Source organism: Paractinoplanes maris (genome assembly GCF_023544465.1).
Taxonomy (GTDB): domain Bacteria; phylum Actinomycetota; class Actinomycetes; order Mycobacteriales; family Micromonosporaceae; genus Actinoplanes; species Actinoplanes maris.
Genome location: NZ_JALPVL010000001.1, coordinates 414,108 through 437,896, shown reverse-complemented (window position 1 = coordinate 437,896; position 23,789 = coordinate 414,108). Strand labels below are relative to the sequence as shown.

26 protein-coding genes and 1 tRNA gene are annotated in these 23,789 nt (G+C 71.0%); 13 read left to right on the top strand and 14 right to left on the bottom strand.

The annotated features are described in order from the left end of the window. Positions 1 to 111 precede the first annotated feature (111 nt). From NAG42_RS02060 to NAG42_RS02045, 4 genes are all read left to right on the top strand, one after another. Positions 112 to 729 carry a sigma-70 family RNA polymerase sigma factor gene (locus NAG42_RS02060; protein ID WP_250027485.1) on the top strand — a complete coding sequence of 206 codons (618 nt, stop codon included), beginning with the start codon at positions 112 to 114 and terminating at the stop codon, positions 727 to 729. Continuing rightward, positions 726 to 1,463 (top strand): anti-sigma factor, encoded by a 738-nt coding sequence (locus NAG42_RS02055; protein ID WP_250027484.1) that lies wholly within the window; start codon positions 726 to 728, stop codon positions 1,461 to 1,463. The genes NAG42_RS02060 and NAG42_RS02055 overlap by 4 nt, the downstream gene beginning before the upstream one ends. Before the next feature lie 73 nt (positions 1,464 to 1,536). Then, positions 1,537 to 2,178 (top strand): fasciclin domain-containing protein, encoded by a 642-nt coding sequence (locus tag NAG42_RS02050; RefSeq protein WP_250027483.1) that lies wholly within the window; start codon positions 1,537 to 1,539, stop codon positions 2,176 to 2,178. Then, the gene (locus NAG42_RS02045) at positions 2,178 to 3,656 is read left to right on the top strand and encodes a molybdopterin-dependent oxidoreductase (protein ID WP_250027482.1); all 1,479 of its coding nucleotides are present in this window, start codon (positions 2,178 to 2,180) and stop codon (positions 3,654 to 3,656) included. The genes NAG42_RS02050 and NAG42_RS02045 overlap by 1 nt, the downstream gene beginning before the upstream one ends. Positions 3,657 to 3,665: 9 nt before the next feature. Here NAG42_RS02045 and NAG42_RS02040 read toward each other — a convergent pair whose 3' ends face one another. Further along, the gene (locus NAG42_RS02040) at positions 3,666 to 3,959 is read right to left on the bottom strand and encodes a hypothetical protein (RefSeq protein ID WP_250027481.1); all 294 of its coding nucleotides are present in this window, start codon (positions 3,957 to 3,959) and stop codon (positions 3,666 to 3,668) included. A 367-nt stretch (positions 3,960 to 4,326) separates the two neighbouring features. Between NAG42_RS02040 and NAG42_RS02035 the strand changes: the two genes are divergently transcribed. Further along, positions 4,327 to 4,695 (top strand): hypothetical protein, encoded by a 369-nt coding sequence (locus NAG42_RS02035; protein ID WP_250027480.1) that lies wholly within the window; start codon positions 4,327 to 4,329, stop codon positions 4,693 to 4,695. 11 nt (positions 4,696 to 4,706) lie between these two features. On the opposite strand, the gene NAG42_RS02030 is transcribed toward NAG42_RS02035, so the two are convergent. Further along, entirely contained in the window at positions 4,707 to 5,669 is a 963-nt protein-coding gene (locus tag NAG42_RS02030; protein ID WP_250028317.1) for a helix-turn-helix transcriptional regulator, read from the bottom strand. A gap of 329 nt (positions 5,670 to 5,998) precedes the next feature. On the opposite strand from NAG42_RS02030, the gene NAG42_RS02025 reads away from it, so the two are divergent. Then, on the top strand, positions 5,999 to 6,355 hold the full coding sequence (locus NAG42_RS02025; RefSeq protein ID WP_250001960.1) for an STAS domain-containing protein: 357 nt from the start codon (positions 5,999 to 6,001) through the stop codon (positions 6,353 to 6,355). Positions 6,356 to 6,583: 228 nt separating this feature from the next. Here NAG42_RS02025 and NAG42_RS02020 read toward each other — a convergent pair whose 3' ends face one another. From NAG42_RS02020 to NAG42_RS02005, 4 genes are all read right to left on the bottom strand, one after another. Then, entirely contained in the window at positions 6,584 to 8,266 is a 1,683-nt protein-coding gene (locus NAG42_RS02020) for an MDR family MFS transporter (RefSeq protein WP_498370587.1), read from the bottom strand. Further along, positions 8,263 to 8,931, bottom strand: coding sequence for an acyl-CoA-like ligand-binding transcription factor (locus NAG42_RS02015; RefSeq protein WP_250027479.1), 669 nt, complete (start codon positions 8,929 to 8,931; stop codon positions 8,263 to 8,265). The genes NAG42_RS02020 and NAG42_RS02015 overlap by 4 nt, the downstream gene beginning before the upstream one ends. 62 nt (positions 8,932 to 8,993) lie before the next feature. Beyond that, complete coding sequence (locus NAG42_RS44775) at positions 8,994 to 9,443, bottom strand: dienelactone hydrolase family protein (RefSeq protein ID WP_250027478.1); 450 nt, start codon at positions 9,441 to 9,443, stop codon at positions 8,994 to 8,996. 140 nt (positions 9,444 to 9,583) lie between these two features. Continuing rightward, positions 9,584 to 10,384 carry an alpha/beta hydrolase gene (locus NAG42_RS02005; RefSeq protein ID WP_250027477.1) on the bottom strand — a complete coding sequence of 267 codons (801 nt, stop codon included), beginning with the start codon at positions 10,382 to 10,384 and terminating at the stop codon, positions 9,584 to 9,586. 72 nt (positions 10,385 to 10,456) lie between these two features. Between NAG42_RS02005 and NAG42_RS02000 the strand changes: the two genes are divergently transcribed. Continuing rightward, complete coding sequence (locus NAG42_RS02000) at positions 10,457 to 10,786, top strand: winged helix-turn-helix transcriptional regulator (protein ID WP_250027476.1); 330 nt, start codon at positions 10,457 to 10,459, stop codon at positions 10,784 to 10,786. Here the strand turns inward: NAG42_RS02000 and NAG42_RS01995 are convergent. Next, entirely contained in the window at positions 10,783 to 11,148 is a 366-nt protein-coding gene (locus NAG42_RS01995; RefSeq protein ID WP_250027475.1) for a VOC family protein, read from the bottom strand. The two genes, NAG42_RS02000 and NAG42_RS01995, sit on opposite strands and share 4 nt — an antisense overlap. A gap of 35 nt (positions 11,149 to 11,183) precedes the next feature. Beyond that, positions 11,184 to 11,651, bottom strand: a complete 468-nt coding sequence (locus NAG42_RS01990) for a hypothetical protein (RefSeq protein WP_250027474.1) — start codon at positions 11,649 to 11,651, stop codon at positions 11,184 to 11,186. 49 nt (positions 11,652 to 11,700) lie between these two features. Between NAG42_RS01990 and NAG42_RS01985 the strand changes: the two genes are divergently transcribed. Both NAG42_RS01985 and NAG42_RS01980 read left to right on the top strand, forming a co-directional pair. After that, positions 11,701 to 12,870: a serine hydrolase domain-containing protein gene (locus NAG42_RS01985; RefSeq protein WP_250027473.1), complete on the top strand. Its 1,170-nt coding sequence runs from the start codon at positions 11,701 to 11,703 to the stop codon at positions 12,868 to 12,870. Between the two features lie 16 nt (positions 12,871 to 12,886). Further along, positions 12,887 to 13,249, top strand: a complete 363-nt coding sequence (locus tag NAG42_RS01980) for a YybH family protein (RefSeq protein WP_250027472.1) — start codon at positions 12,887 to 12,889, stop codon at positions 13,247 to 13,249. Here NAG42_RS01980 and NAG42_RS01975 read toward each other — a convergent pair whose 3' ends face one another. Beyond that, positions 13,250 to 14,944, bottom strand: coding sequence for a CocE/NonD family hydrolase (locus tag NAG42_RS01975; protein ID WP_250027471.1), 1,695 nt, complete (start codon positions 14,942 to 14,944; stop codon positions 13,250 to 13,252). Between the two features lie 141 nt (positions 14,945 to 15,085). Here NAG42_RS01975 and NAG42_RS01970 point away from each other — a divergent pair, with 141 nt between their 5' ends. Beyond that, the gene (locus NAG42_RS01970; protein ID WP_250027470.1) at positions 15,086 to 16,762 is read left to right on the top strand and encodes a serine/threonine-protein kinase; all 1,677 of its coding nucleotides are present in this window, start codon (positions 15,086 to 15,088) and stop codon (positions 16,760 to 16,762) included. Here the strand turns inward: NAG42_RS01970 and NAG42_RS01965 are convergent, their stop codons facing one another. After that, a complete protein-coding gene (locus NAG42_RS01965) occupies positions 16,763 to 17,734 on the bottom strand; it encodes a helix-turn-helix transcriptional regulator (RefSeq protein ID WP_250027469.1) in 972 nt (323 codons plus the stop codon). Positions 17,735 to 17,984: 250 nt separating this feature from the next. On the opposite strand from NAG42_RS01965, the gene NAG42_RS01960 reads away from it, so the two are divergent. Then, entirely contained in the window at positions 17,985 to 18,299 is a 315-nt protein-coding gene (locus NAG42_RS01960) for a hypothetical protein (RefSeq protein WP_250027468.1), read from the top strand. On the opposite strand, the gene NAG42_RS01955 is transcribed toward NAG42_RS01960, so the two are convergent. Next, complete coding sequence (locus NAG42_RS01955) at positions 18,277 to 19,065, bottom strand: isocitrate lyase/PEP mutase family protein (protein WP_250027467.1); 789 nt, start codon at positions 19,063 to 19,065, stop codon at positions 18,277 to 18,279. The two genes, NAG42_RS01960 and NAG42_RS01955, sit on opposite strands and share 23 nt — an antisense overlap. Positions 19,066 to 19,123: 58 nt before the next feature. Between NAG42_RS01955 and NAG42_RS01950 the strand changes: the two genes are divergently transcribed. Then, a complete protein-coding gene (locus NAG42_RS01950; protein ID WP_250027466.1) occupies positions 19,124 to 20,110 on the top strand; it encodes an ArsR/SmtB family transcription factor in 987 nt (328 codons plus the stop codon). A gap of 793 nt (positions 20,111 to 20,903) precedes the next feature. Then, entirely contained in the window at positions 20,904 to 22,115 is a 1,212-nt protein-coding gene (locus tag NAG42_RS01945; protein ID WP_308201096.1) for an integrase core domain-containing protein, read from the top strand. Positions 22,116 to 22,166: 51 nt separating this feature from the next. On the opposite strand, the gene NAG42_RS01940 is transcribed toward NAG42_RS01945, so the two are convergent. The 3 genes from NAG42_RS01940 to NAG42_RS01930 all read right to left on the bottom strand — a co-directional run bounded on the left by NAG42_RS01940 (position 22,167) and on the right by NAG42_RS01930 (position 23,789). Continuing rightward, positions 22,167 to 22,238 (bottom strand) — tRNA-Arg (locus NAG42_RS01940). Positions 22,239 to 22,323: 85 nt separating this feature from the next. Beyond that, complete coding sequence (locus tag NAG42_RS01935) at positions 22,324 to 22,986, bottom strand: DUF305 domain-containing protein (RefSeq protein WP_250027464.1); 663 nt, start codon at positions 22,984 to 22,986, stop codon at positions 22,324 to 22,326. After that, the gene (locus NAG42_RS01930) at positions 22,986 to 23,789 is read right to left on the bottom strand and encodes a thioredoxin-like domain-containing protein (protein WP_250027463.1); all 804 of its coding nucleotides are present in this window, start codon (positions 23,787 to 23,789) and stop codon (positions 22,986 to 22,988) included. Before NAG42_RS01930 ends, NAG42_RS01935 begins: the two co-directional genes overlap by 1 nt.

Here is a 23,789-nt window from a genome sequence, read left to right as displayed (position 1 = left end):
CGCGGGCTTCTCGTCCGAGGTTGTAGAGGAATTTTGAACCGCGTGACCAGTCCGGCCCTCCCGGCGTACCGAATCCGGGTTTGAATGGCTGCAACGGCGAAAGGCGGATCCATGGCGGAGCGCGGTATCGGCCGACGCCCGGAGCATCTGGCGGCGGTCCCGAGCACAGGACCGCCCCCGGCGGAGGCGAGTGACCTGCTGCGCGAGGTGGCGCGGGGTGACGAGAAGGCGTTCGGCAAGCTCTACGACCTCGTCGCACCCCGGGTCTACGGGTTGATCCGGCGGGTGCTGCGCGACCCGGCCCAGGCCGAGGAGGTCACCCAGGAGGCTCTCGTCGAGGTGTGGCGGATGGCGGCCCGCTTCGACCCGGCCCGCGGCTCGGCCACCTCCTGGATCTTCACGATCGCGCACCGGCGGGCGGTCGACCGGGTGCGCTCCGAGCAGGCGGCCACCGAGCGGACGATCAAGGCGGGAATCGCGTCGGTCGACACGCCCTACGACGCGGTGGCGGACGAGGTCCACGGCAAGCTCGAGCGCCAGCAGGTGCGCCGGTGCCTGGACGATCTGACCGAACTGCAGCGCCAGGCCGTGACGTTGGCCTATTACCAGGGCCACTCGTATCCGCGGGTGGCCGAGCTGCTCGATACGCCCCTGCCGACGGTGAAGACGAGGATGCGCGACGGGCTGATCCGCCTGCGCGACTGCATGGGAACGGGGGTGTCGGCATGACCACGGAGATCCATACCTTGGTCGGCGCCTATGTGCTCGACGCGGTGGACGACATCGAACGGGCCACGTTCGAGCGGCACCTGCGCGAGTGCGACGCGTGTCGCGTGGAGGTCGGCGAGCTGAGTGAGACAGCGGCCCGGCTGGCTGACAACACCTGGTCGGTGCCGCCGCCGTGGCTCCGCGAGAACGTCCTGAACGAGATCGGGCGCACCCGGCAGTTGCCGCTGACGACCGAAGCCACCACGGCGACCCGGACGACCCCGCGCCGGTGGCGCTTCACGGCCGCGGCGGCTGCGGTGGTCGCGGCGATCGGCGCCGGCTCGGCCGTCTATGTGGTCCAGGACCAGCGCGTACGCGAGCAGCAGAAGGTCGCCGAGGCGGCCCGGGCCGAGGAGGTGCGCGTCCGGGCGATCCTCTCGTCGCCCGACGTGGTGCTGCGCAAGCAGGAGGTCTCGACCGGTGGCCGGGTCACGGTGGCCAGCTCGCGCCTGCACAACGCGGGGGTCGTGATGCTCTCGGCCGACCGCGCGCCGACCGATCGGGTCTATCAGCTGTGGACCATCCGGCCCGGCGGTGCGCCGCAGAGCGCCGGGGTGCTGCACGAGGGCCAGGCGGCCGATGTCGTAGTGGTCGAAGGCCTGCCCGGAGCGACCGACGTCGGTCTGACCGTCGAGCCGCCGAACGGTTCGGTGACACCGACACTGCCGATGATCGCCGACGTCAAACTCGTCTGAGATTCGACCAATCCGCCGCATGGTTCGCCCCGAATCAGGATTGAAGGTACAAAATCCTAGTAAGGGACGAATCATGCGTGCAACGAAGCTCACGGCACTCACCGCCGCCGCCCTCTTCTCGATCTCGCTGGCCGCTTGCGGCAGTGACTCGTCGGACGGTGACTCCGGCTCGGCGGCGGCCCCGACCACCATGGCCACCAGCGCCGCCCCGGCCAGCTCGGCGCCGGCCGACATGATGACGACCTTCGGCGCCGGCTGCTCGGCCGTACCGACCGACGCGTCCAACCCGGGCAGCTTCCAGGCCATGGCGCAGGTGCCGGTGGCCACTGCCGCCTCGGGCAACCCGCTGCTGTCGACGCTGGTGACCGCGGTCAAGAAGGCCGGCCTGGTCGACTCGCTCAACTCGGCCGACGGGATCACCGTCTTCGCGCCCACCAACGACGCGTTCGGCAAGATCCCGAAGGCTGACCTGGACAAGGTGCTGGCCGACAAGAAGACGCTGACCAGCATCCTGACCTACCACGTGGTGCCCGGGAAGCTCGCTCCCGAGGCGCTGGCCGGTGCCCACAAGACGCTGCAGGGTGACGAGCTCACCGTCAGCGGCAGCGGCGAGGACTTCAAGGTGAACGGCGCCGCGTCGGTGATCTGCGGCAACGTGCAGACGGCCAACGCGACCGTCTACATCATCGACTCCGTCCTGATGCCGAAGAGCTGATGAAAGCCCTGGCGGGGGCGGTCGCCGGACTGGTTTCCGCGGGTTTCGGGGTGGCGGTGGCCGAGGTGCTGGCGGCCGCCACCCGACCCGCGGCCGGGCCGCTGGTCGCGGTCGGCGGTGCGGTCATCGACGCGACGCCGACAGCGGTGAAGGAGTTCGCGGTACGCGAGCTCGGAACGTCCGACAAGCCCGTGCTCCTCGGGGTGATCGGGCTGGTGGTGGCGGCGCTGGCCGCGACGGCCGGTATCGCCGGCCGGCGGCGGCGGGTGGTCGCGGTGGGCGGGCCGGCCCTGCTCGGCCTGATGGGAGCGGGAGCGGCCTTGTCGCGTCCGGCCGCCGAGGCCTACGACGTGGTGCCGTCCCTGGTCGGGGCGGCGCTGGCCGGGCTGGCGCTGTGGTGGTTGCTGCGTTCCCGGGCCGGCTCACCGGACGTACAGGTGGATCGCCGGAGCTTTCTGCGAGCCGCGGCCCTGGTGGCCGGGGGAGCGGTCGCGGCCTCGGCCGGGGCCGTGGTCGTCCGGCGTTCGGCCGGCGGAGCGCGAGCCCGGGCGCGGGCCTCGGTGAGCCTGCCGGCCGCGGCCGACACCGGACCGGCCGTCGACGCCGGGCTCCTCACCGCGAACAAGGACTTCTATCGGGTGGACACCGCGCTCACCGTGCCGCGGATCGACCTCGACAGCTGGTCGCTGCGGGTGCACGGGATGGTCGACCGCGAGCTGCGGGTCTCGTTCGAGGATCTGCTCGACATGCCGCTGATCGAGCGGCCGGTCACCATGACCTGCGTGTCCAACGAGATCGGCGGACCCTACATGGGGACGGCCAAGTGGCTGGGGGTGCCGCTGGCGCCGCTGCTGCGCTCGCTCGGCATCAAGCCCGGCGCCGAGCAGCTCGTGGCCCGCTCGGTCGAGGGGATGACGATCGGCACGCCGGTCGAGACCCTGCTGGACGGCCGCGACGCGATGCTGGCGGTCGGCATGAACGGGGAGCCGCTGCCCCTGGAGCACGGGTTCCCGGTGCGCATGCTGACCCCGGGGGTGTACGGCTACGCGGGTTCGTGCAAGTGGCTGGACTCGCTGGAGCTGACGACGTTCGACCGGTTCGATCCGTACTGGGTCGAGCGCGGCTGGGCGGCCGAGGCGCCGGTCAAGACCGGGTCGCGGGTCGACCGCCCCAAGCCGTTCACCCGGCTCGAGGCGGGTGTCGTGACCGTGGCCGGCGTGGCCTGGGCGCAGCGGCGGGGGATCAAGACGGTCGAGGTGCGGATCGACGACGGACCGTGGGCGCCGGCCGAGTTGCTGCCGGTGCCATCGGTGGACACGTGGGTGCAGTGGCGATATTCGTGGCGCGCCGGGGCTGGGCCGCACTCGATCGCCGTACGGGCGACGGATCGGACCGGGGCCGTGCAGACGCAGGACCGGGCCACCCCGTTCCCCAGCGGAGCCACGGGGTGGCACACGATCAGCGTGACGGTCGCCTAGTCCCGCTCTTTACGGGACGGTGCGCTCGATGGCCGCGGCGCCGTCGCGCTCCAGCTCCTGCCGGGCCCGCTCGACGTTCTCGGGGGTCGGGTCGCGGCCCTCGGCGACGGCCAGGTCCTCCGGGTCCCACGGCTGGTCGGCGCCGGTGCGCACGACCGGCTCCTCACCCGGCTGCAGGAACTCGGGGGTGTCACGGTCGGCGCCGCCCCCGGTGATGAACGCGTCGACCGCGACGTCGTCCTCGATGGCGTCGGCAACCTCCGGCGTCTCCTCCAGGGGCTGACGAATCTCGTCGTCGCTCATGATGTCCTCCCACAATTGTCGGCTGATCGACCGTGTACCCCGTCGATGCGCGTTCCGACCGATTGTGTGGCGTGCGTCCCGGCTGGAGTATCCGCCGCGCGGACCGGAGGGCGCCGCGCGAATCGGACTGGATCGGCCCGTCTCCGCCGGTCGGCCGGGGTGCCGAAAGGGACGATCATGCTGTCCATCGGTCGAACTGAGCGCGAACTGGACAGGACCTGCGCGTTACGGATGGACGCTTAGTAGTGGGCCGAATACATTTTCGGCTGACTTCCCGTTCAGGGCGGTCCGGTTGGGGTATGCCGGGTCTTCGCCCGTACGGGCCTGTAAGGGGGAAACGCATGACCGACAGTCGGGGAGGGCGGTCGTGACCAGCCTGTCCGATGCCGAACGGGACGCGTGTGACGTGATGCAGGCCTTGGCCGGCCTGGCCGCGCTGCTCCGCCGTTCCGTCGCGGACGTGCCGGGAGTCGACCCGGGTGACCCCGCGGCCGACGACGCTCGCCGTCTGCTGCTCAGCCTGGCCGAGGACGGCGGCGAGGCCGCCGCTCGCGTGCTGGCCTATCTGCGTACCCAGCGGGGAGCCGGCGACGGTGACCTGGCCATGGTTCCGATGCGGCTGGGCCCGTGGCGCGAGTGGGTGCCTCCGCGCGGCCACATCTTCGGCCTGGCTCCCGCGCGCCCCGCCGCTCCGAACGAGGTTCCGCAGCCCCGCCGGAGCGACCCGGGCGAGTGATGCCGCTGAGGTCACCGCGGGGATCGCAGGGTCTCCGACGGCGACTCCCCGAAACGGCTCCGATAGGACGAGGCGAAACGGCCCAGGTGGGCGAATCCCCACCGGTGCGCCACGGCCGCGACCGTCACCCGTGCGGGGTCGGCTTGCCGCAGAGCCTCGTGGGCTCGGCCCAGGCGTACGTCTTGCAGGTAGGTCATGGGGGCCATGCCGAGGTGGCGCCGAAAGCCCTCTTGGAGCGAGCGGACACTCATGTTGGCCACGCGGGCCAGCTCGGTGACCGTGAACGGCCGCTCGGGCTCGTTCTGGATGGCTTCGATCACCCGGCGGACCGCCCGGGGCGGACTGGCACTGATCGGACCGGTCAGCTCGTCGTGGTAGCGGTGGGGCAGGCTCAGCAGCAGCCCGTTGAGGACGGTGCTGCGCAGTTGCTCGGCGATCAGCGGCTCGTAGAAGAGGCTGCTGTCGTAGACGAGCTCGTCGCACAGCAGCCGGATCAATTTGCGCCAGCTGTCACCCGGTCCGGTGGAAAGGTCCACCTCCGGAGGGAGCTGCAGGGGTCCCTCGATCGGGTGACCCAGCAGTCCGGCCAGTTCCTCCTCGAGAGCCCTCCGCTCCACCTTCACGGCCAGCTCGGCGGAATTGGCCTCCCGGGACGTGTAGACCGGACTGCCCGGGCCGAAGATCACCCCCGACGACGGGCCGGCGAACACCTCGTGCCCGGCGTGCCGCGCGTGCAGGCGGCCCAAGGTCGGCATGGTGACGTGATAGGCGTCCAACTCGGCCACCAGCAGCGTGACGGGGCTGGCGAAACGTAATTGTCCGACCGTCAGAGGTCCGAGTTGGATCACTCCCACACCTAGCTGAAAGTCAGCCACGTCCTCCGGCATGCCGACGGCCACGGGATAGTAAAAACGGTTTAGCACCCGCCGTGCTTCGTCGATATCCGCCCTATTTAAGTGGGCTACTTCGGGCATTTCCGGGAAAACGTGGACGGACTTCGAGTGGCGGTCAGCCATGCCGAAGTTTGTCCCAATGCATACGGTGAGTATTCGACCCGGCACGCTGAACGTCAACGTTGGCGCCACGCAGTGACCGTTCCAGCACATTCAGGCCATATGAACTACTCTGGCGTTCCGCGCCTACGTGGCGTAACTTGCAGACCAGCGGATTGTTGAAGCAACGCGGTCGGAGAGCGGCGCTCGGGCGAGGCGTCCGACGCCCACCAAGGCTATTTGTGGCCGGCGGAGCGCCCTCCACGCGGAAGGTCGGCGTCGGCCCGCTCGATGCCAGGAAGAGGGCAGCCGTGTATCTGCCGATCACCACGCGCCAGTTGGCTGATGGCACCGTCGAGATCGCACCCAGTGGCGAGATCGATCTCGACAATGCCCACGTGATGCGGGACGCCGTCAACGACGTGCTGACCACCTCCACGCCGGGCAAGATCTGCCTCGATCTCCAACGGGTGATGCTGATCGACAGCATCGGCATCGGCATCCTGGTGGCCTGCTTCCATACGGCCGCCGCCAGCGGCATAAAGCTGGTTGTCAGCCACCCGAGCCCCACGGTTTACCGGCAGCTCTGGGTCTCCGGCCTGGTCGGTCTGCTGGGGTGCGCCGAGCCGCCCTCACCACGCACGTCGGTCGGCCTGCGCCCGTCCTGACGGCCGCGCCGTCACCGTTCTCACGCGGCCCTGTCGCCGCTTGTCGTCGGCTCTGTCGCCGTACGCGGTCCCGTTTGCCGCTTGTCGTCGGCTCTGTCGCCGTTTTGCGCGGCGCTGTTGCCGGTCGTCGTCGGCTCTGCGCCGCTTTCGCCGCTTGTCGTCGGTCCCGTCGCTGGGTGAACGCGGGCCGGGGCCGCCCCGGTGGGGACGACCCCGGCCGGCGGGCGGTCAGTGCAGCGGGATGCCGGTGGCGGCAGCTTCTTCCTGGGCCCGGCGCTCGTCGCCGCTCAGGTTCGACAGCGGCTTCTCCTTGATGAAGAGCACCGCGATCACGGCCAGGGCGGCGATCGGGGCGCCGATCAGGAACAGCTCGGCGGTCGCGGTGCCGTAGATGTCCTTGACGACGGCGAGCACCTGCGGAGGCAGCGTGCTCACGTCGGGCACCTCGGCCGTGCCGCTGCCGCCGGCCGCGGCCCCGAACTTCTCGGCGAAGCCCGACGTCACCTTGCTGGCCAGGACCGCACCCAGCGCGCTGACGCCGATCGCGCCACCCATGCTGCGGAAGAACGTCAGCGTCGAGGTGGCGGCGCCCAGCTCGGCCGCGGGGACGTCGTTCTGCGCGGCCAGCACCAGGTTCTGCATCAGCATGCCGACGCCGATGCCCAGCACCGCCATGTGCACCGAGATCACCACGACGCTCGTGTTCGCGCCGATCGTGCTCAACAGCAGCATGCCGATCGTCATGATGATGGCCCCGGCGACCAGGTAGATCTTCCACCGGCCGGTCTTGGTGATGAGCGCTCCGGCCACCACCGAGGAGACGAGCAGACCGAAGATCATCGGCAGGCTCATCAGGCCCGCCACCGTCGGCGACTTGCCCAGCGCGACCTGGAAGTACTGCGACAGGAACACCGTGCCGCCGAACATCGCCACGCCGACCAGCACGCTGGCCACGATCGTCAGAGTGACGGTGCGGTTGCGGAAGATGCGCAGCGGGATGATCGGCTCCTCGGCGCGGGACTCGACCCACACCGCGAGCGCCAGCAGCACCACGCCACCGGCCACGAACGCCACGGTCTCCCAGGAGGCCCAGTCGAAGTGCTGCCCGGCGAGAGTCGACCAGATCAGCAGGGTGCTGACACCGGCCGTGATGAGGAAGGCCCCCAGCCAGTCGATCTTGACCCCGGCCCGGCGTACGGAGGGAAGGTGGAGCGTCTTCTGCAGGAGCGCGATGGCGGCCACCGAGAACGGCACGCCGATGAAGAAGCACCAGCGCCAGCCGAGCCAGGCGGTGTCGACCATGACGCCGCCGATCAGCGGGCCGGCAATGGTCGCGACGCCGAAGACCGCGCCGAACATGCCGGAGTAACGGCCCATTTCGCGCGGCGGGATGATCGCGGCCAGCACGATGGTGGCCAGCGCGGTCATGCCGCCGGCGCCGATGCCCTGCACGACGCGGCTGACGATCAGCACGCCGACGTCCGGTGTGAAGCCGGCGATCAGCGAACCCGCCACGAACAGCAGCAGCGAGATCTGGATGAGCAGCTTCTTGTTGTAGAGGTCGGCCAGCTTGCCCCAGAGCGGGACGGTGGCCGTCATCGCGAGCAGCTCGGTGGTGACGATCCAGGTGTAGACGGACTGGCTGCCGTCGAGGTCGGCGATGATCCGGGGGAGCGCGTTGGAGACGACGGTCGAGGCCAGGATCGCCACGAACATGCCGAGCATGAGGCCGGACAGGGCCTGGAGGACCTCGCCGCGCGACATCCGGCCGGAGTCCCCGCCGGTGGCCACGGCCTGGTCGACCGCTTCCGCGGCGACCGGCGAACCGCCGAGGGCCACGGCGTCCTCGGCGACGGTGGCCTCGGCGGAGAGCGCCGGATCCGGTCGGTCGGACGGGCTGGTGAGTGTCATCGCAGGACTTTCTCGTGGGTAGGTGCGGGGGTTGCGTCGTGGGTAGGTGCGGGGGGTGCGGAGCGGGCCAGGCCCTCGGCCAGGACGGCGAAGGCCTCGCGGACGAGGTCGAGGAGGTCGCGGCCGTCGCCGGCGGTGGCCCAGCGCATCATCGCGGTGCGGAACGCGGCGCCGGTCAGGGTCGCGGCGAGCTGGGGGAAGAGGTCGTCGGCGGGCAGCCCGGTGCGGGCGGCGACGGCGACGATCGTCTCGGCCTCAGCGCACTCGCCCCGGGCCACCAGCATCGACACCAGCGACGGGTTGTCCTTGATCACCCGGAGGCGGAGCAGCCAGAAGTCGCGCTGATCCTGGATCTCGGCGATGTCGGCGCTGATCGCCTCGAGCAGCGCCGGGACCAGCGCTACGCCGGACGGCACGGCCAGCAGCCGGTCGTGCATCGACGGCCCGTGCGGCAGCGGGCCGCCGAGCAGGGCGTCGTCCTTGGTGGCGAAGTAGTTGAAGAACGTCCGCGGGGAGACGTCGGCCGCCTCGCTGATGTCCTCGACGGTGACATGGTCGAGGCCGCGCTCGTCGACCAGACGCAGGGCGGCCGCCATCAGCGCGGCCCGGGTCTGTTGTTTCTTGCGATCGCGGCGGGTCGGCGCCGCGGCTTCGGTCTCCACCACACCGGCAGGTTAGAGCCGTACTTGCAGCCGCTGCAAACTTTTACTGACTGCAGTGATGAGGGTTACGAGAAGCGGAGGAACTCCGCGCAGCGGTCCCAGACCAGCTCGGCGGCCAGGGGGTCGTGATCGGGCAGGTCCTCGTCCATCCACAGGTGACTCACGGCGGGGTAGCGGTAGACCTCGAAGATCGCGCCCGCCGACTCCATGCCGTCGGTCCAGCGCTCGACGGCCGCGGCCGGCACGAACTCGGGATCGGGGTCGGCCACGTGCAGCTGGGCGCGCAGGCCGGGCCGGATCCGGGCGACCGTGATCGGGGCGCCGGCCAGCAGCAACAGCCCGGCGGTATCCGGGCGCTCCGGCAGCAGCGCGTCGGCCACGCCCGTACCCAGGGAGAAGCCGGCCAGCACCGTGCGCGCGGGCAGATCGCGGAGCGCGGCCCGTCCCCGGTCGACGATCTTGGGCCAGCCCACCTTGTCGGCCAGCGCGGCACCTCCTCGACCGAGGAGGCGCACGGCAGGCCGTACAGATCGGGGGTCACGACGGTGTGCCCGGCCGCCCGCAGACGCTCGGCCGCGGTCAGCACGGACGGTCGCAGCCCGTGGAGGGAGTGGAAAATCGCGACCGACGCCATACCGCCAATGGTGCCGGACGCTCAGAACCGGCGGAGGAACTCTGCTGTCGAGGTCACAGCGGCCGAGACGTACGGGTCGACGTCGTAGAGGTCCGTGTGGCGCTCACCGTCGAGCCAGACGGTCTGGTCAGCGGCCATCGCCTCGGCCAGTTCGGGGGAGCAGTAGTCGTCGCGGCGGCCGTGCACGACCAGGCTCGGCGGCAGCAACGGCCGCACGCCGAGGACGTCGAGGGTCAGCAGACTGTGCAGCGAGCCCCGGGTGACCCGGTTGGTCCAGTTGGCCGGGTGCGCCGAGTAATAGGACCAGGGCTCCTCGCCCGGCATCGCGGCCTCCCCGTCGCGGGACACGGCGGGCAGGAACTCGTCGTAGCGTTCGATCAGGTCGGCCAGGGACTTCCGGTAGGTCGCGGCGCCCATCCGCTCGGCGAACCAGCGCGGGCTGTTGTAGGCGCCCGCGATGCCCGCGACGGCCACGACCCGGGGATCGGCGGCGGCCGCGCGCATCGCGTAGCCGCCGCCCAGACAGATGCCGACCAGGGCCACCCGGTAGTCGGCGAGCAGGGTCACCGCGGCTCGCAGATCGGCGAGTTTGCCCTGGCTGTCCTCGTGCTGCGGGCGGCCCTCGCTCTCGCCGAAGCCGCGGTGGTCGAAAGCCAGCACGGTGAAGCCCTCGGCCGCCAGGCGCTCGGCGTAGAGGCCGGTCACCTGCTCCTTGACGCCGGTGAAGGGTCCGGTGAGGACGATCGCCCGCGGGCCCGGGGAGCGGTGGAGGACGCCGGAGAGGGCGAGGCCCTCGCTGTGGATGGTCACGCGTTCGGTCACGGGGCGACGTTAGGCTGCGACCGGGCGGAGGGGACAGAAGGCACTTCCGCGTACCCATAGGCGGGGGAGTCCGTGGATCTGGTCGTGCCCGACGTGCTCGAGGAGAGTTGCACCACCCGGCAGGCGCTGGAGCGGCTGGCCGCGAAATGGCGGGTGCTGCTGGTCTATTCGCTGCTGCCCGGCCCGCGCCGCCCGGCCGAGCTGCGGCGGCGTGTGCCCGGCATCACGCAGAAGATGCTGACCGAGACCCTGCGCGGCATGGAGGCCGACGGCCTGGTCGAGCGGCGGGTGCTCAAGGAGTCGGCTCCCCAGCACGTCGAATACGAGCTGACCGCCCTCGGGCGCACGCTCGAGGAGCCGCTGGCCGCGATCTGTCGCTGGGCCGCGCAGCACCCGGGCTAGGGGCTTCTGCTGATCTTCAGGAGCAGGCCCTCGGGGGTACGCACGTGGAGCTGCTCGCCGAAGTCGCGGTCGGTGCCGACCTCGTCGACCGGGATGCCGGCCCGGTGCAGGTGGGACTCGAGCTCGGCCAGCGGCATCGACGCGTCGAAGGTCAGCTCGACCGTGTCCTCGCCCCGGGTGCGGTCGGGCGGCCGGGCGAGCAGGCCGATCTGGATGGTGCCGAGCTGCATGAGCACCCAGTCGCTGTCCTCGCCGCCGTGGATGACCTCGCCGCCCAGCTGCCGGTAGAACGCGATCGACGCGGTCAGATCGTCCACGTGCAGCATCGGGCGAAGCAGCAGCCTCGGGTCCGTTGGTGTCATCGCCGCCTCCTCCCTCTCGCCCGAGGCTCAACGACTCAATCGTTGAGCTGGGTGTGCTCTATCTCGGTCAGGGCGGCGGTGAGGATCTCGCGGGGCGGCCGCGAGCCGAGCTGATCGGCCAGCAGCAGGGCGGTGTGGCGGGCCAGCACGCCCGGGTCGGGGGCCGGCGTCTGCTCGTCGAGCACACCGAGCGCGGCGGCCAGCAGATAGAGCACCACCTGCGGGTCGACGTCGGGATGCCAGGCGGCGGCCGAGCGCACACAGTGGGCCAGCACCTCGCGCACGGCGTCGCTGTCGAGCCCGTCGGGGTGGGCCTGCTCGAGGAGCAGACGGGTGGCCGTGCCGAGGACCAGACCGGTCTGGGCCGCGTCGAGGGCGGTGAGCTCGGCGGTCGCCGCGTCGAGCGCCTCGCGGTCATGCGCCTGGGCCGCGGCCACGGCGGCCGAGGCGGCGGCCGCGATCGGCCGGGCCGGGGCCGGCAGATGCCGCCAGTGGTGAATCATGCGACGACCCTATCGGCGGCCACCGACAAGAACTGGCAGTCTGGGACCCATGTCGAGTCAACTCGAGCAAGCCATGGCCGCGCGCGTCGAGCGCGGTGACTTTCCCGGTCTCGTGACCCTGGTGGCGCGGGGCGACGACGTGCGGGTCGAGACGGCCGGGGTCACCGAGTTCGGTGGCGACGTGCCGATGCGGCGGGACACCCCGTTCCGCATCACGTCGATGACCAAGCCGGTGCTGGCGGCGGTCACGATGATGCTGGCCGAGGACGACGTGCTCGACCTCGAGCAGCCGGTCGCCCACTTCCTGCCCGAGCTGGCCGGCCAGCAGGTGCTCGCCCGCCCCGACGCGCCGCTCGACGAGACGGTCCGGCCCGAGCGGCCGGTCACTGTGGAGGATCTGCTGACCTTCACGCTCGGGTTCGGCTTCGTGGTCGACGCGGAGGGCGAGTTCAATCCGCCGTACCCGATCGTGCGGGCCTGGCGCGAGCTCGACCTGCAGCTGGCCGAGCCCGAGCCGCGCACCCGGCTCGGGCCCGACGAGTGGATCCGCCGGTTCGGGTCGCTGCCGCTGATCCACCAGCCGGGCGAGAAGTGGATGTACAACGCGGGCACGACGGTCCTCGGCGTGCTGCTCGCCCGGGCGTCCGGCTCGTCGCTGGGCGATCTGCTGCACGAGCGCCTCTTCGCCCCGCTGGGCATGGGGGACACCGGGTTCTGGCTGCCCGCCGAGCGGCTGACCGGGCTGCCGGCCCACTACCAGACCGACGGTGCCACCGGCCGGCTGAGCCGCTCCGAGATCGAGCCGCTCGACGTGTGGTCCCGGCCGCCGGTGTTCCCCAACGGCTCGGCCGGGCTGCTCTCCACGGCCGACGACTACCTGGCCTTCGCCCGCCTGCTGCTCGACGGCGGCGTGCACGGCGGCACCCGGCTGCTCTCCGAGAAATCGGTGGCCGCGATGACCACCAATCACCTCACCGACGAGCAGATCGCGGCCGGCGGCGTCTTCCTCGACGGTTCCGGCTGGGGCTACGGGATGGCCGTCACCGTGGCCGACGACGAGGTGGGCGGGCCCGGGCGCTACGGCTGGGCGGGCGGCTTCGGCACCGACTGGTTCAACGACCCGCGGGAGGGGCTGATCTTCATCGTGCTGAGCCAGGTCAGCGACCTGTTGTGGAACGGGGCTCTGCCCGAGCTCAGCAAGCTGGCGTACGCGAAATAAGGCCTGGGGAGGCATGATGACCAGTCTCGACGCGGTGACGGCGTGGATCGCCAACTATCGCCAAGCGTGGGAGTCCAACGATCCGCGGCACATCGCCGGCCTCTTCGCCGAGGACGCGGCCTACTTCACCGAGCCGTTCGCCCAACCGTGGCTCGGCCGCGACACCATCGTCGAACAGTGGTTGAAGATCAAGGACGATCCGGGCAGCACGACATTCGAGTGGCACCCGCTGATCGTCACCGAGGATCTGGCGATCATCGAGGCGACAACGACCTATCCCGACGACACGTACAGCAATTTGTGGGTGCTCCGGCTCGACAATTCCGGCCAGGCTCGTCAATTCACCGAGTGGTGGATGAAACACCCCGGTGAAAAATGATCATTCGGCCGCGACGGGGACGGTGAGGCGCGATTCCGCACAGTGGACGGTGTGCTCCTGCGGCCGCAGCGTGTGCGCCACGGCCGGGTCGCCCGGCGTGCCGAGATTGCGGGCGAACCGCGGGAACGAACCGCCCGAGATCTGCAGCCGCAGGCGGTGCCCGGCCGCCAGCCGGTGGAAACACGGGTCGAGCGTGAGCGACAGCCGCTGCACCTGACCGGCGGGCACAGTGGGGTCGAGGCGCAGCAGCCGATCCGAGAAGTTGCGCGAGTGGCCGCGCTGGTCGACGTCGCAGAGCCGCACAAAGACGTCCGCGTGTGCCGGTTCCACCCCGAGGGCCAGTTCCAGTACGGGTGACCCGATCACGTCGACGGCCGTGGGCAGCGGATCGGTCGTGAAGACGAGCACGTCCGGCCGGGCCTCGAGCGCCCGGTTGTCCTTGACCCCCATCGAGCCGGTGAGCGTGCGCCCGCCGACCGTCGGGGTCGGATCGGCCGGGTCGTAGCGGAAGCTCACGGTCTCGCCGGTGGCGGGCAGCGGCGGCGCGGCAGCCGGTGGGGCGGGCGGAGCACCGGTGGCCGGCCGGGGTGTGGCCGAGAGCGTCAGCGTGCGGTCGGCGTGCAGCTGGAAGACGGCCGGGGCCGAGGGCGGCGGCCAGGACGCCAGGCCGTGCCAGCGGCGCTCGCCGGTGCGGAAGACGTGAACCGGCGACCGGCGGGCCCGCGGGCTGCCCGCCAGGTGCTGATCGAGCCAGGCCAGGCTCTCGCGGGCCACGGTCGCCGCGCCCTGGATGCCGATCGACAGGTGGGTCCAGCCGCCGACGGTCAGGCCCACCTCGACCCCGCGGGCGCTCAGGGCCTCGTACTGCTGAAGGGTCTGCTCGAGGAAAAGATCCTGCCAGCCGCCGATCAGCAGGACCGGCGCCTCCACGCGGCGCAGCGCCTCGCCCGCCCGGTACGGCTCCCACCAGGGATCGTCGCCGTCGGGGTGGGAGAGCCAGTCGCGATACCAGGGCGCCCGGCCGCGCAGCACCGGGTCGGCCGCCTCGGGCAGCGGCAGACCGTGCAGGGCGGGCCGCAGCCGCCGCGTCGCCGAGGCCTCGTTGACCCCGCGGCGGAGCAACCCGCCGTCCTCCTGATGGGCGATCATGTCGCTCCAGCCGAGGAAGTCGCCGACGGTGAAGGCGCCGGTGCCGAACACCGCCTCGCGGAAGTCGTGCGGAGCGACATAAACGACGGCCGCCCGCAATTCCGGCGGTGGATCCTGCATCAGCGTCCACTGTGCCCACCCGAGGTAGGACGCCCCGAGGGTGGCCAGCCGCCCGTCGAACCATGACTGTTCCCGCAGCCAGGCGACGGTGTCGTGGCCGTCCGCGGTCTCCTGCGCCATCGGCTCGAACCGGCCGCCCGACCCGAACGTGCCCCGCACGCTCTGGATCAGCACGTGGTAACCGCGCGCGGCGAACATCCGCCCGTTCAGCGCCGACGAGGGAAAACCGCGTCCGTACGGCGTACGGATCAGGACTGTGCCCCGCGGCCGGGCGGTGACCGGCGCGAAGTGATCGCCCAGCAGCACCACGCCGTCCCGCATCGGCGTGCGGACCGCCGCCACCACGTAGTCGTTGACCGCCGCGCCCTGCCGCAGCAGCCGGCCGAGCGTGGCATCGGCGATTCGCTGCCGGATCGAGTTCGCCATGTCGCTCCTTGATCGATGTGCCGGCGCCGGGAAGATCAATTTTTCCGGTGCCGCGAAAACCATAGGCGTAATGCGAAAGCGAGCGCTATTCGAGGCTTACTCGGATGTGCGAATTTCCGGCCGGACAGGCACACTGCCACGGTGGAAGTCCGGCAGGCCCTCGGCGGCCGCTACACCTTGCTCAGCGAGCTCGGCCGAGGGGGCATGGCTGTCGTCTGGCGTGCCCGCGACGAGGTGCTCGGCCGGCCGGTCGCGGTAAAGGTGCTCGCCCGCGGATTCGCCGGTGATCCACAGTCCCGTGCCCGCATCCGCGACGAGGCCCGATCGGCGGCGACCCTCTCGCACCCCAACATCGCGCAGGTCTACGACTACGGCGAGGCCGACGAGGAGGGCAACCCCCTTCCGTACGTGGTGATGGAGCTGGTGAACGGGCCGACCCTGCAGCAACGGGTGTCGTCCTCGCCGCTGCCGCCGCGCACGATCTTCCGGATCTGCGGTGAGGTGGCCGCCGCGCTGGCCGCCGCGCACGAGGACGGCCTGGTCCACCGCGACATCAAGATGGCCAACATCATGGTGACCCCGGCCGGCGTCAAGGTGGTCGACTTCGGCATCGCGGCCGCGGCCGGTCCCGCCGCCCCCGAGGACAGGCTGGTCGGCACCCCGGCCTACCTGGCCCCCGAGCGGCTGACCGGCGACGCGGTGGTGGCCGCGTCGGACGTCTACGCGCTCGGGGTCCTGCTCTATCGGTTGCTGGCCCACGAGTCACCCTGGAGTGTCGAGAGCACGACCCAGATGCTCGAGGCCCACGTCTACGTCGATCCGGCTCCGCTGCCCGAGCTGCCGGGCGTGCCCGGCCCGGTGGCCGATCTGATCAACCGTTGCCTGGTCAAGGATCCGGCCGCGCGACCGACCGCGAGCGAGGTTTCGGCCACGCTGGGTGACGCGGCCGAGGCGGCCGAGGCCGATGCCGTACGCGATGACGAACCGACGGGGACCCGGGTGCCCAGGCCCGCACCGCCGGTGGAAGCGCCCCGCTACCTGGCCCAGCCGACCGTCGTGGCCCGGCCGAACGACCGGCCGATCGTGGCCGGTGCCCCGGCGCCCCGCGGCAATCTGGGGGAGTCGTCCCGGTTCGACCGGCCGCCCAACTCGGTCTGGCCGGCCACGGCGCTCGACCGGCCGGCCCACTCCTCGCGACGGCGTCCCGAGGAGGCCTCGGGCAGCCCCGGCGTCCGGAAGAAGTATCTCGTGGCCGGTGGCGCCGTCGCCGCCGTTGCCGTCGCCGCGCTGGTGACCTGGTTCCTGCTCCCCGACCCGGAGACCGAGGAACGGCAGCGGATCGCCGACGCCCCCGCCTCGGTCGCCCCCACCGTGACCAGTGCCCCCGCCCGTCCCTCGGCGGGCGCCCCGGTCCGGGAGGTCCCGGGTGTAGGGGCGGTCACTCGCGCGCCCGCCCCCGGAGTGATCGTCGGCAGCGGGCCGGCGCCGACCATCGCACCCTCCGCGGCGCACTCGGTCCCGCCCAGCGTGAGCGAGCCGGTCGAGCCGAGCACGTCGAGTGAGCCGCCGGCGTCACCGTCGGTGGCCCCGCCCGCCGGCCGGCGGCTCGAGTCGCCCGGCGGGGTGGCCTTCGCGACGTGTGACCGGGGCCGGGTGTCGCTGACCGGCACCGAGCCGGCCGACGGCTTCACGGCCGAGACCCTCGAGCCGGGGCCCGCGATCACCGCCCGGGTGCTCTTCCTCGGCGCCCGGTCGAAATACCGGATGGCCGTGACCTGCGTCGGGCAGACCCCGACCCCCGTCGTCCTGCCGCTCTGATCAGCCCCGCAGGGTCCGGCTGGGGGACTGGCCGTATTCGGCGCGGTATTCGGCCGCGAACCGGCCCAGGTTGGCGAAACCCCAGCGCCGGGCCGTCTCCTGCACGGTCACGCCGCCGTGCGGGTCGCCGGCCAGCAGGTCGCGGTGCACCCGGTCGAGGCGTACCTGTCGCAGGTAGGTCATCGGCGTGACGTCCAAGTGGCGGCGGAACGCGGTCTGCAAGGCGCGGATGCCGACACCCGCCGCTTCCGCGATCTCGCCGACCGTGAGCGGGCTCTCCGGGTATTGCTCGATGAAGGTGGTCGCCCGCCGGAGCACGGCCGGGGCGACGAAACCGCCGGCGCCCGACCGCATCTCGGTCATCGCGGTGTTGGGGAAGACCGCGATCAACGTGGAGGCGATCAATCGTACGAGCTGGTCCGTCACCAACGGCGGAGGCTCGGCGCCGGGCGTGCTCAGCTGCCGCCAGACGAAATCGGCGGTCTGCACCCAGAGCCGGCGCGACTCCTCGGACACCGGTGTCATGCCGTCGAAGCGCAGTTTCTCGGCGGGCAGGCCGGTGGTCGCCTCGGCCACCTCGGCCGCGACACCGAACGGCAGTCGCAAGAGGACGAACACCGAGTCCCCGTACTCCCCGGAGGTGCGGGTGCCGAACGGGAAGAGCATGCCCTGCATGCGGGGCAGCTCGACGGTCTCGCCGTGGACGACGACGCGCGCGGCACCCTCGGCCACGAACCCGGCCAGCAGGCTGGTCATCGGCTCGGCGTCGGCGTGGTATCGCACCCCGCCGAACCGGATGAGCGCGGTGTCGATGTCGCCGTACCGGCTCTCGTGCACCCGCAGGTCGACCCCGGCCGGGTCGCTGAACGAGATGCGGGCGCGGTGCGCGGCGATCCGGTTGATCGCTTCGGCGGCGACCTCGCGGTCGCGGGTCCGCACGTCGATCCGTTCCGGTCTTGCGATGAGTGCCATGACTTGGTTCCCTTTCGCTGCCGCGTGGGGCGGCCCGACTACCCCAGAATGACTACGGCGTAACGCTCCGGGTGGCAAGTCGGCACAGCGCGTGTCGGAATCTGGCATGTCGCGGCGATCCACTGTGTCGCGGCCATCCGCACCGGCACGCTCTGGCGTCGGGGTGCGATCCAGCGCACGCTTCGGTTAACCACGACGCGGGCCCGGGTAGGACAGGCGCGGGCACGAGCCCGGAGGGAAGGGAAGCGAGATGGCTGACGACAACGTGAACACCGAGGCGGCCGAGGGACACCGCGATCGCCGGTTCCACGGCGGCGCCCCCGCACACCTCGACGACGACGAGCTGGCTCGCCGCACCGAGGAGGAGAGGGCCGACGCCGGGGTCACCGACTACGACGCGGGCGACATCCCGGCGGCGACGGACGACCCGGTGCCGTTCGACCCGCAGGCCGACAACGACGAGCAGGACATCGAGAGTGTCACCGCCCGCCAGGAGGCCGAGGGCGAGAACGTCCCGCTCAGCGCGGACAACCCGTTCCCGCCTACGCGCTACGCCGAGTCATGAGCCCGTTGATCCACCCGTAGTCCAGAGCATCATCGACGGCGGCGTACGTCCCCGCGGTCAGCGCCTCCTCCGCGGCGCGCTTGACCACCGCGTACGCCGCCTGCGCGACCGCCGATCCCAGACTGACCCGCGCCACCCCGACCCGGGCCAGCTCCCGCACGTCCGGGGCCCCCGGCCCGGCCATGACGTTGAGCGGCGCCGGGATCTTGGCTGCCAGCTCCCCGATGACCGCCGGGTCGCTCACGCCCGGCACAAAGATGCCGTCGGCCCCCGCCTCGAGGAAGGCCTCGGCCCGAGCCACCACCTCGGCCACCTCCCCCGAGCCGCGCAGGTAGGCGTCGAGCCGCGCGTTGATGAACAAGCCGTCCCCGGCCGCCGCGCGAGCCGCCGACAGCCGGGCACACTGCTCCTCGACGCCGCGAACCCCGTCCTCGATGTTGACGCCGGCCGCCCCCGTCGCGGTCAGCATCCGCACGGTCGCCGCCACCTCGTCCGGGGTCACCCCGTAGCCCGACTCGATGTCCGCGGTCACCGGCACCCCGACCGCCGCGACGACCCGCCGCACCAGCGCGATGGCATCGTCACGCCCCAGCACGTCGCCGTCCGGCGCCCCCAGACTCCAGGCCACCCCCGCACTCGTGGTGGCAACCGCCCGGGACCCCGCCTGCTCGGCGATCCGGGCACTCACCGCGTCCCAGGCGTTGACCAGCACAAGCGGCTTCCCCGGCACGTGCAGCGAGCGAAAGACCTCAGCTTTGTTCGTCACCCGCTCAGTCTCCGCGCCGGGCCGGGCGACCCGTAAAGTTTGAGCCGCAGCTAAATCCATGGAGCCGACCTTGGTCTCGATAGCCCTCACGGCGACCTCAGCCACCCACATCCGATTCGCCGTCTCGGCCCTGTGGGAGGTCCTGGCCGCCGCCCGCCTCCTGCGCAGCCCCGGCGTGCCCGCCCTCTACCGCGGTTGGGCTGCCGAGGCTCACCTGCCGCCGGACGGCTTGCTGGCCGCCCTGGTGGCCCCCACCGGCAGCTACACACCCGATTTCCTGACCCCGCCTCCGGTGGGCCTGGTCGCCGACCTCACCACCGAACTGGCAGCCTTACGCGCCACCCCACCCGGCGTGGTCCGCGACCACCTGGATCTGATGCCCGCCCCCCGGCGCGGCGCGCCGGCCCAGCTGTACGCCGACCCGCCCACCGGCCTGGCCCAACTGTGCGAAGAGATCGAGTCCTTCTGGTCGACCACGGTGGCCCCCGACTGGCCCCGCATGAAATCCCTGCTGGACGCCGAGGTTCAACGCCGGGCCCGCCGCCTGGCCGAGGACGGCACCGCCGGCGTCCTGGCCGACCTGCACCCCCAGGTCGTCTGGCAGGACGGCATCCTGCACATCAACCAGCCCCACTGCACAGCAGCAGACGTCCCCACCGGCACCGGCCTGATCCTGATCCCGTCGGTCTTCATCTGGCCGACGGTCATGACCGTCTCAGCCGGCCCGATCCCGCAGTTGGCCTACCCGGCCCGCGGAGTGGCGACGCTCTGGGAGCAACCCACCCAGCCGCCGAGCGCACTGACCGCCCTGGTCGGCCGAGGCCGGGCCCGCCTGCTGACCGAACTGACGTCGCCCCTGTCCACCACCCAGTTGGCCCACCGCACCGGCATTACCCCCGGCGGCGTCTCCCACCACTTGACCACGCTGCGCGCCGCCGGCTTGGTAACAGCACACCGCCAGGGCCGAGCCATCCTGAACGCCCGCACCCCCATAGCCGAAGCCCTGCTGTCCGCCGCCGGAAACCCACTCCCACCCACCACCTGACGGTTCCGTCCGATCACCGCAGACGTGCCGCATGGATGGTGGCTCTGAGCTTGCTCGACACGGCTGATCTCCGACTCATCGATCCCCTTGCCGCGCAACGGATTCCAGTCGCCACGCCCTCCGCGGCCTCGTAAGAATGGCGTGTTCGGCTGTTCCAGTGCGAACTGACCCGACTACACCAGAAGCGGAGCGACCTCGCCGCCGGAGCTCACTCCGAACGGCTAGCCACGCTCGTCCAAAGTGGGCGTTGTAGGTCAGATGCGGCTCACCACCGCACTGGACGCCTGGATCGCGGCGATCCCCTACAGCCTCCCAAGCCAGGCTGCTCACCGATGCTGACGGCGGCGGCTGTAACCCGAGAAAAGCCGTCACGGCGCTGTTATGCGGAGGCCCAGGACTTAACCGTCACGCTCAACGTGGAACATGCTGACCCCAACGTCTCGACCAACATTCACGTGGTCACCCATCCGGGTTGTCTTCCACGATAATGGTCATCCGCTCTCAAAGAGCCAGCCCAAAGCCCGTACCCCCGAAAGCGCCACCAAGTCGCCAACCGCAACCACCGCATGGGGTCCGGGGTGTCCCCGGCGTGGGGTCTGGGGCTCGGGCCCCAGGAGAAACGCACGAGCCCCCGGTCCGCGCTCATCAGCGGACAGAGGGCTCCGGCTCGTGCCCCCGGCAGTGTCCTGGCTCAGCACATCGGAATAGGGTGTCTCGCGTCATCGGAATAGGCATGTCTCACGACATCGGCATGGCATCGTAGCGGCTCGTCCGGCTGGTTGCAGGCTGCGGCGTGTCCACACGTCGACTCGTCATCACCGCCGTGCTGAGCGGCGCGTCGCAGGCCGAGACCGCCCGCACGTACGGCGTCTCGCAAGGCTGGATCAGCCGGCTCATGACCCGCTACAACGTCGAGGGCGAGGCCGCGTTCGAGGCCCGCTCCCGCGCCCCGAACACCCGTCCCGGTGCCACCGCCCCAGCGACCGTCGACCTCGTTCTGCGGCTACGTAAACAATTCGGCGAAGCCGGCCTGGACGCCGGCGCCGACACCATCGGCTGGCACCTGCAACACCACCACCGGGTCACGTTGTCACGGGCGACGATCAACCGGATCCTGACCCGCGCCGGACAGGTAGTCCCAGAGCCATCGAAACGGCCGAAGAGCTCCTACATCCGCTTCCAAGCCGAGCAGCCCAACGAGACCTGGCAATCCGATTTCACCCACTACCGGCTCACCCGAGCTGACGCCCGGTCCGGCCTCGACGTCGAGATCATCACCTGGCTCGACGACCACTCCCGCTACGCCCTGCACATCTCAGCGCATCCCCGAATCACCGGCGCCATCGCCCACGCCACCTTCCAGGAAGCCGCCGAACTGCACGGATACCCCGCCTCTACGCTCACCGACAACGGCCTGGTCTACACCGCCCGCTTCGCCGGCGGCCGCGGCGGGCGCACCAAACTCGAAGCCGAACTCCGCCGGCAGAACATCGCGCAGAAGAACTCCCGACCCAACCATCCAACTACCTGCGGCAAGGTCGAACGCTTCCAGCAAACGATGAAGAAATGGCTCCACGCCCAACCCCGCCAGCCGCACACCATCACCCAGCTGCAAGCCCTGATCGACGCCTTCACCGACGAGTACAACCACCGCCGACCACACCGGTCGCTGCCCCAGCGGGCCACCCCGGCCACCGCCTACCAGACCCGGCCGAAAGCCGGCCCTAGCACCGACCGCACCGGCGACACCCACGACCGGGTCCGCCACGACACCATCAGCAAAACCGGCAGCGTCACGCTGCGCGTCCACGGCCGGCTCCGCCACATCGGCATCGGCCGAACCTACGCCGGAACCTACGTCCTACTCCTCGTCCAGGACCTGCACGTCCGCGTCATCAACGCCGCCACCGGTGAACTCCTCCGCGAACTGACCATCGACCCACGACGCGACTACCAGCCCACCGGCCGACCACCCGGCCCAACGCCCAAAAAACAGAAAGCCTGAACCTGCGAAACGCAGGTTCAGGCTATTCCGATGTCCTGAGACATCACATCGTGCCCCCGGCAGGATTCGAACCTGCGCTTTCGCCTCCGGAGGGCGACGCTCTATCCCCTGAGCTACGGGGGCTCAGTGGTTTCAGAGCCTAGCAGGCCCCCAAGAGCGACCGCCAACCGGTATCCGGGGCGCCCCCGCCGTCGCGAGGGGCGGGCACCTACGCCGGCGGGATCTCTTTGAGCAGGGTGTCGATCAGGCCTAGCTCGCTCTGCTGGCCGGACACCATCGTCTGGGCCAGCCAGTCGATGTTCTTGTCGTCGGAGAGGTTGAGGGCCTCCTGGGCCATGTGGATGCCGCCCAGGTGGTGGGCCCTCATCAGCGTCAGGAACTGGATGTCCAGGGCGTTTCCGGAGGCCTTGCGCAGGCTGTCGAGCTGCTCGGGGGTCGCCATGCCGGGCATCAGGCCGTTGACGATCGAGCCGGCTGAGTTGGGCATCCAGGCCATGGGGGCCTCGGTGCCGGTGGGGCTCAGGTCCCAGTCGCGCAGCCAGGCCTGCATGTAGCCGATCTGGCCGTGCTGGGTCAGGGCGATGTCACCGGCCAGGGTGACGATGCGGGGGTTGGCCGAGTTGGCGTGGGCCAGCATCGACATCTCCACGGCCTGGGCGTGGTGGGTCGACATGTCGCGCAGGAAGCCGGCCTCGACCGAGTCGGTGCCGGGGTGGGTGAAGCGGGGGATGACCAGGCCGGCGGCGACGCCCAGGGCCAGGCCGAGGATCAGGGCGGCGGCCGCCAGCCAGGACCGTTTGCTGTGGCCCGTGGTGCCCCCGCCCGGGGCGGCGACCGTGGCCGCCGCTCCCGGGTTGGTGGTGACCGGCATCAGCTGCCGCTGGGGGGCGTGGCGCCGGCGGCGGCCAGCGGGCCGGTGGACGTGTTGCCGCTGGAGCAGGCGGCGCCGGGCTCCATGCTGGAGACCAGGCGGGTGTCCTGGATGAACTGGTCGATGCGGGGGTCGTTGACGTCGTCGGTCTTGAGCTGGTAGCCCCAGACCTGGACGGACACGTTCTTGTCGAGGCCCGCGTAGGGCGACATGAGCGTGTACTCCTTGCCCTGCACCTTCTCCTTGAGCTTGGTGACCTGGTCGGCGGCCAGACCCTGCTTGTACGTCACCCAGACGGCACCGTGCTCGAGGCTGTGCACCGCGTGCTCGTTGGCGATGGGCTGGTCGTAGACGTCACCCATGCAGTTCTGCCAGGTGCTGTTGTGGGCGCCGCCGACGGGCGGGCTCGTCACGTAGGTCTGGGGGCCGTCTTTGTGGTCGCGGGCGTCGATCGCCGCGTTCTTCTGCTCGCGGTAGTTGGTCACGCCCGCGATGTCGGCGACCTTGTCCTCCCATCCGCGCGACCCCTGGACGGCGGCGAACACGCCGTAGCCGATGATGCCGACGGCGATCAGCACGACCACGCCGGCGACCGCGATGGGCCCCCAGTTGCGGCTGCCCGCGACCTTGACCGGCGTGATCTGCTTGCGGCCCTTGCCGCTGCCCTTGCCCGCCGCGCCTTTGCCGGCCGCACCACCGGCCGTCGCCTTTTTGGCGGCGGTGGGGGGTTTGCCCTGGCCGGAGGTCTTGCTGACCTTGACGGAGGACGGGACCCGTTCGGGACCCGGCGAACTCATGCTCAT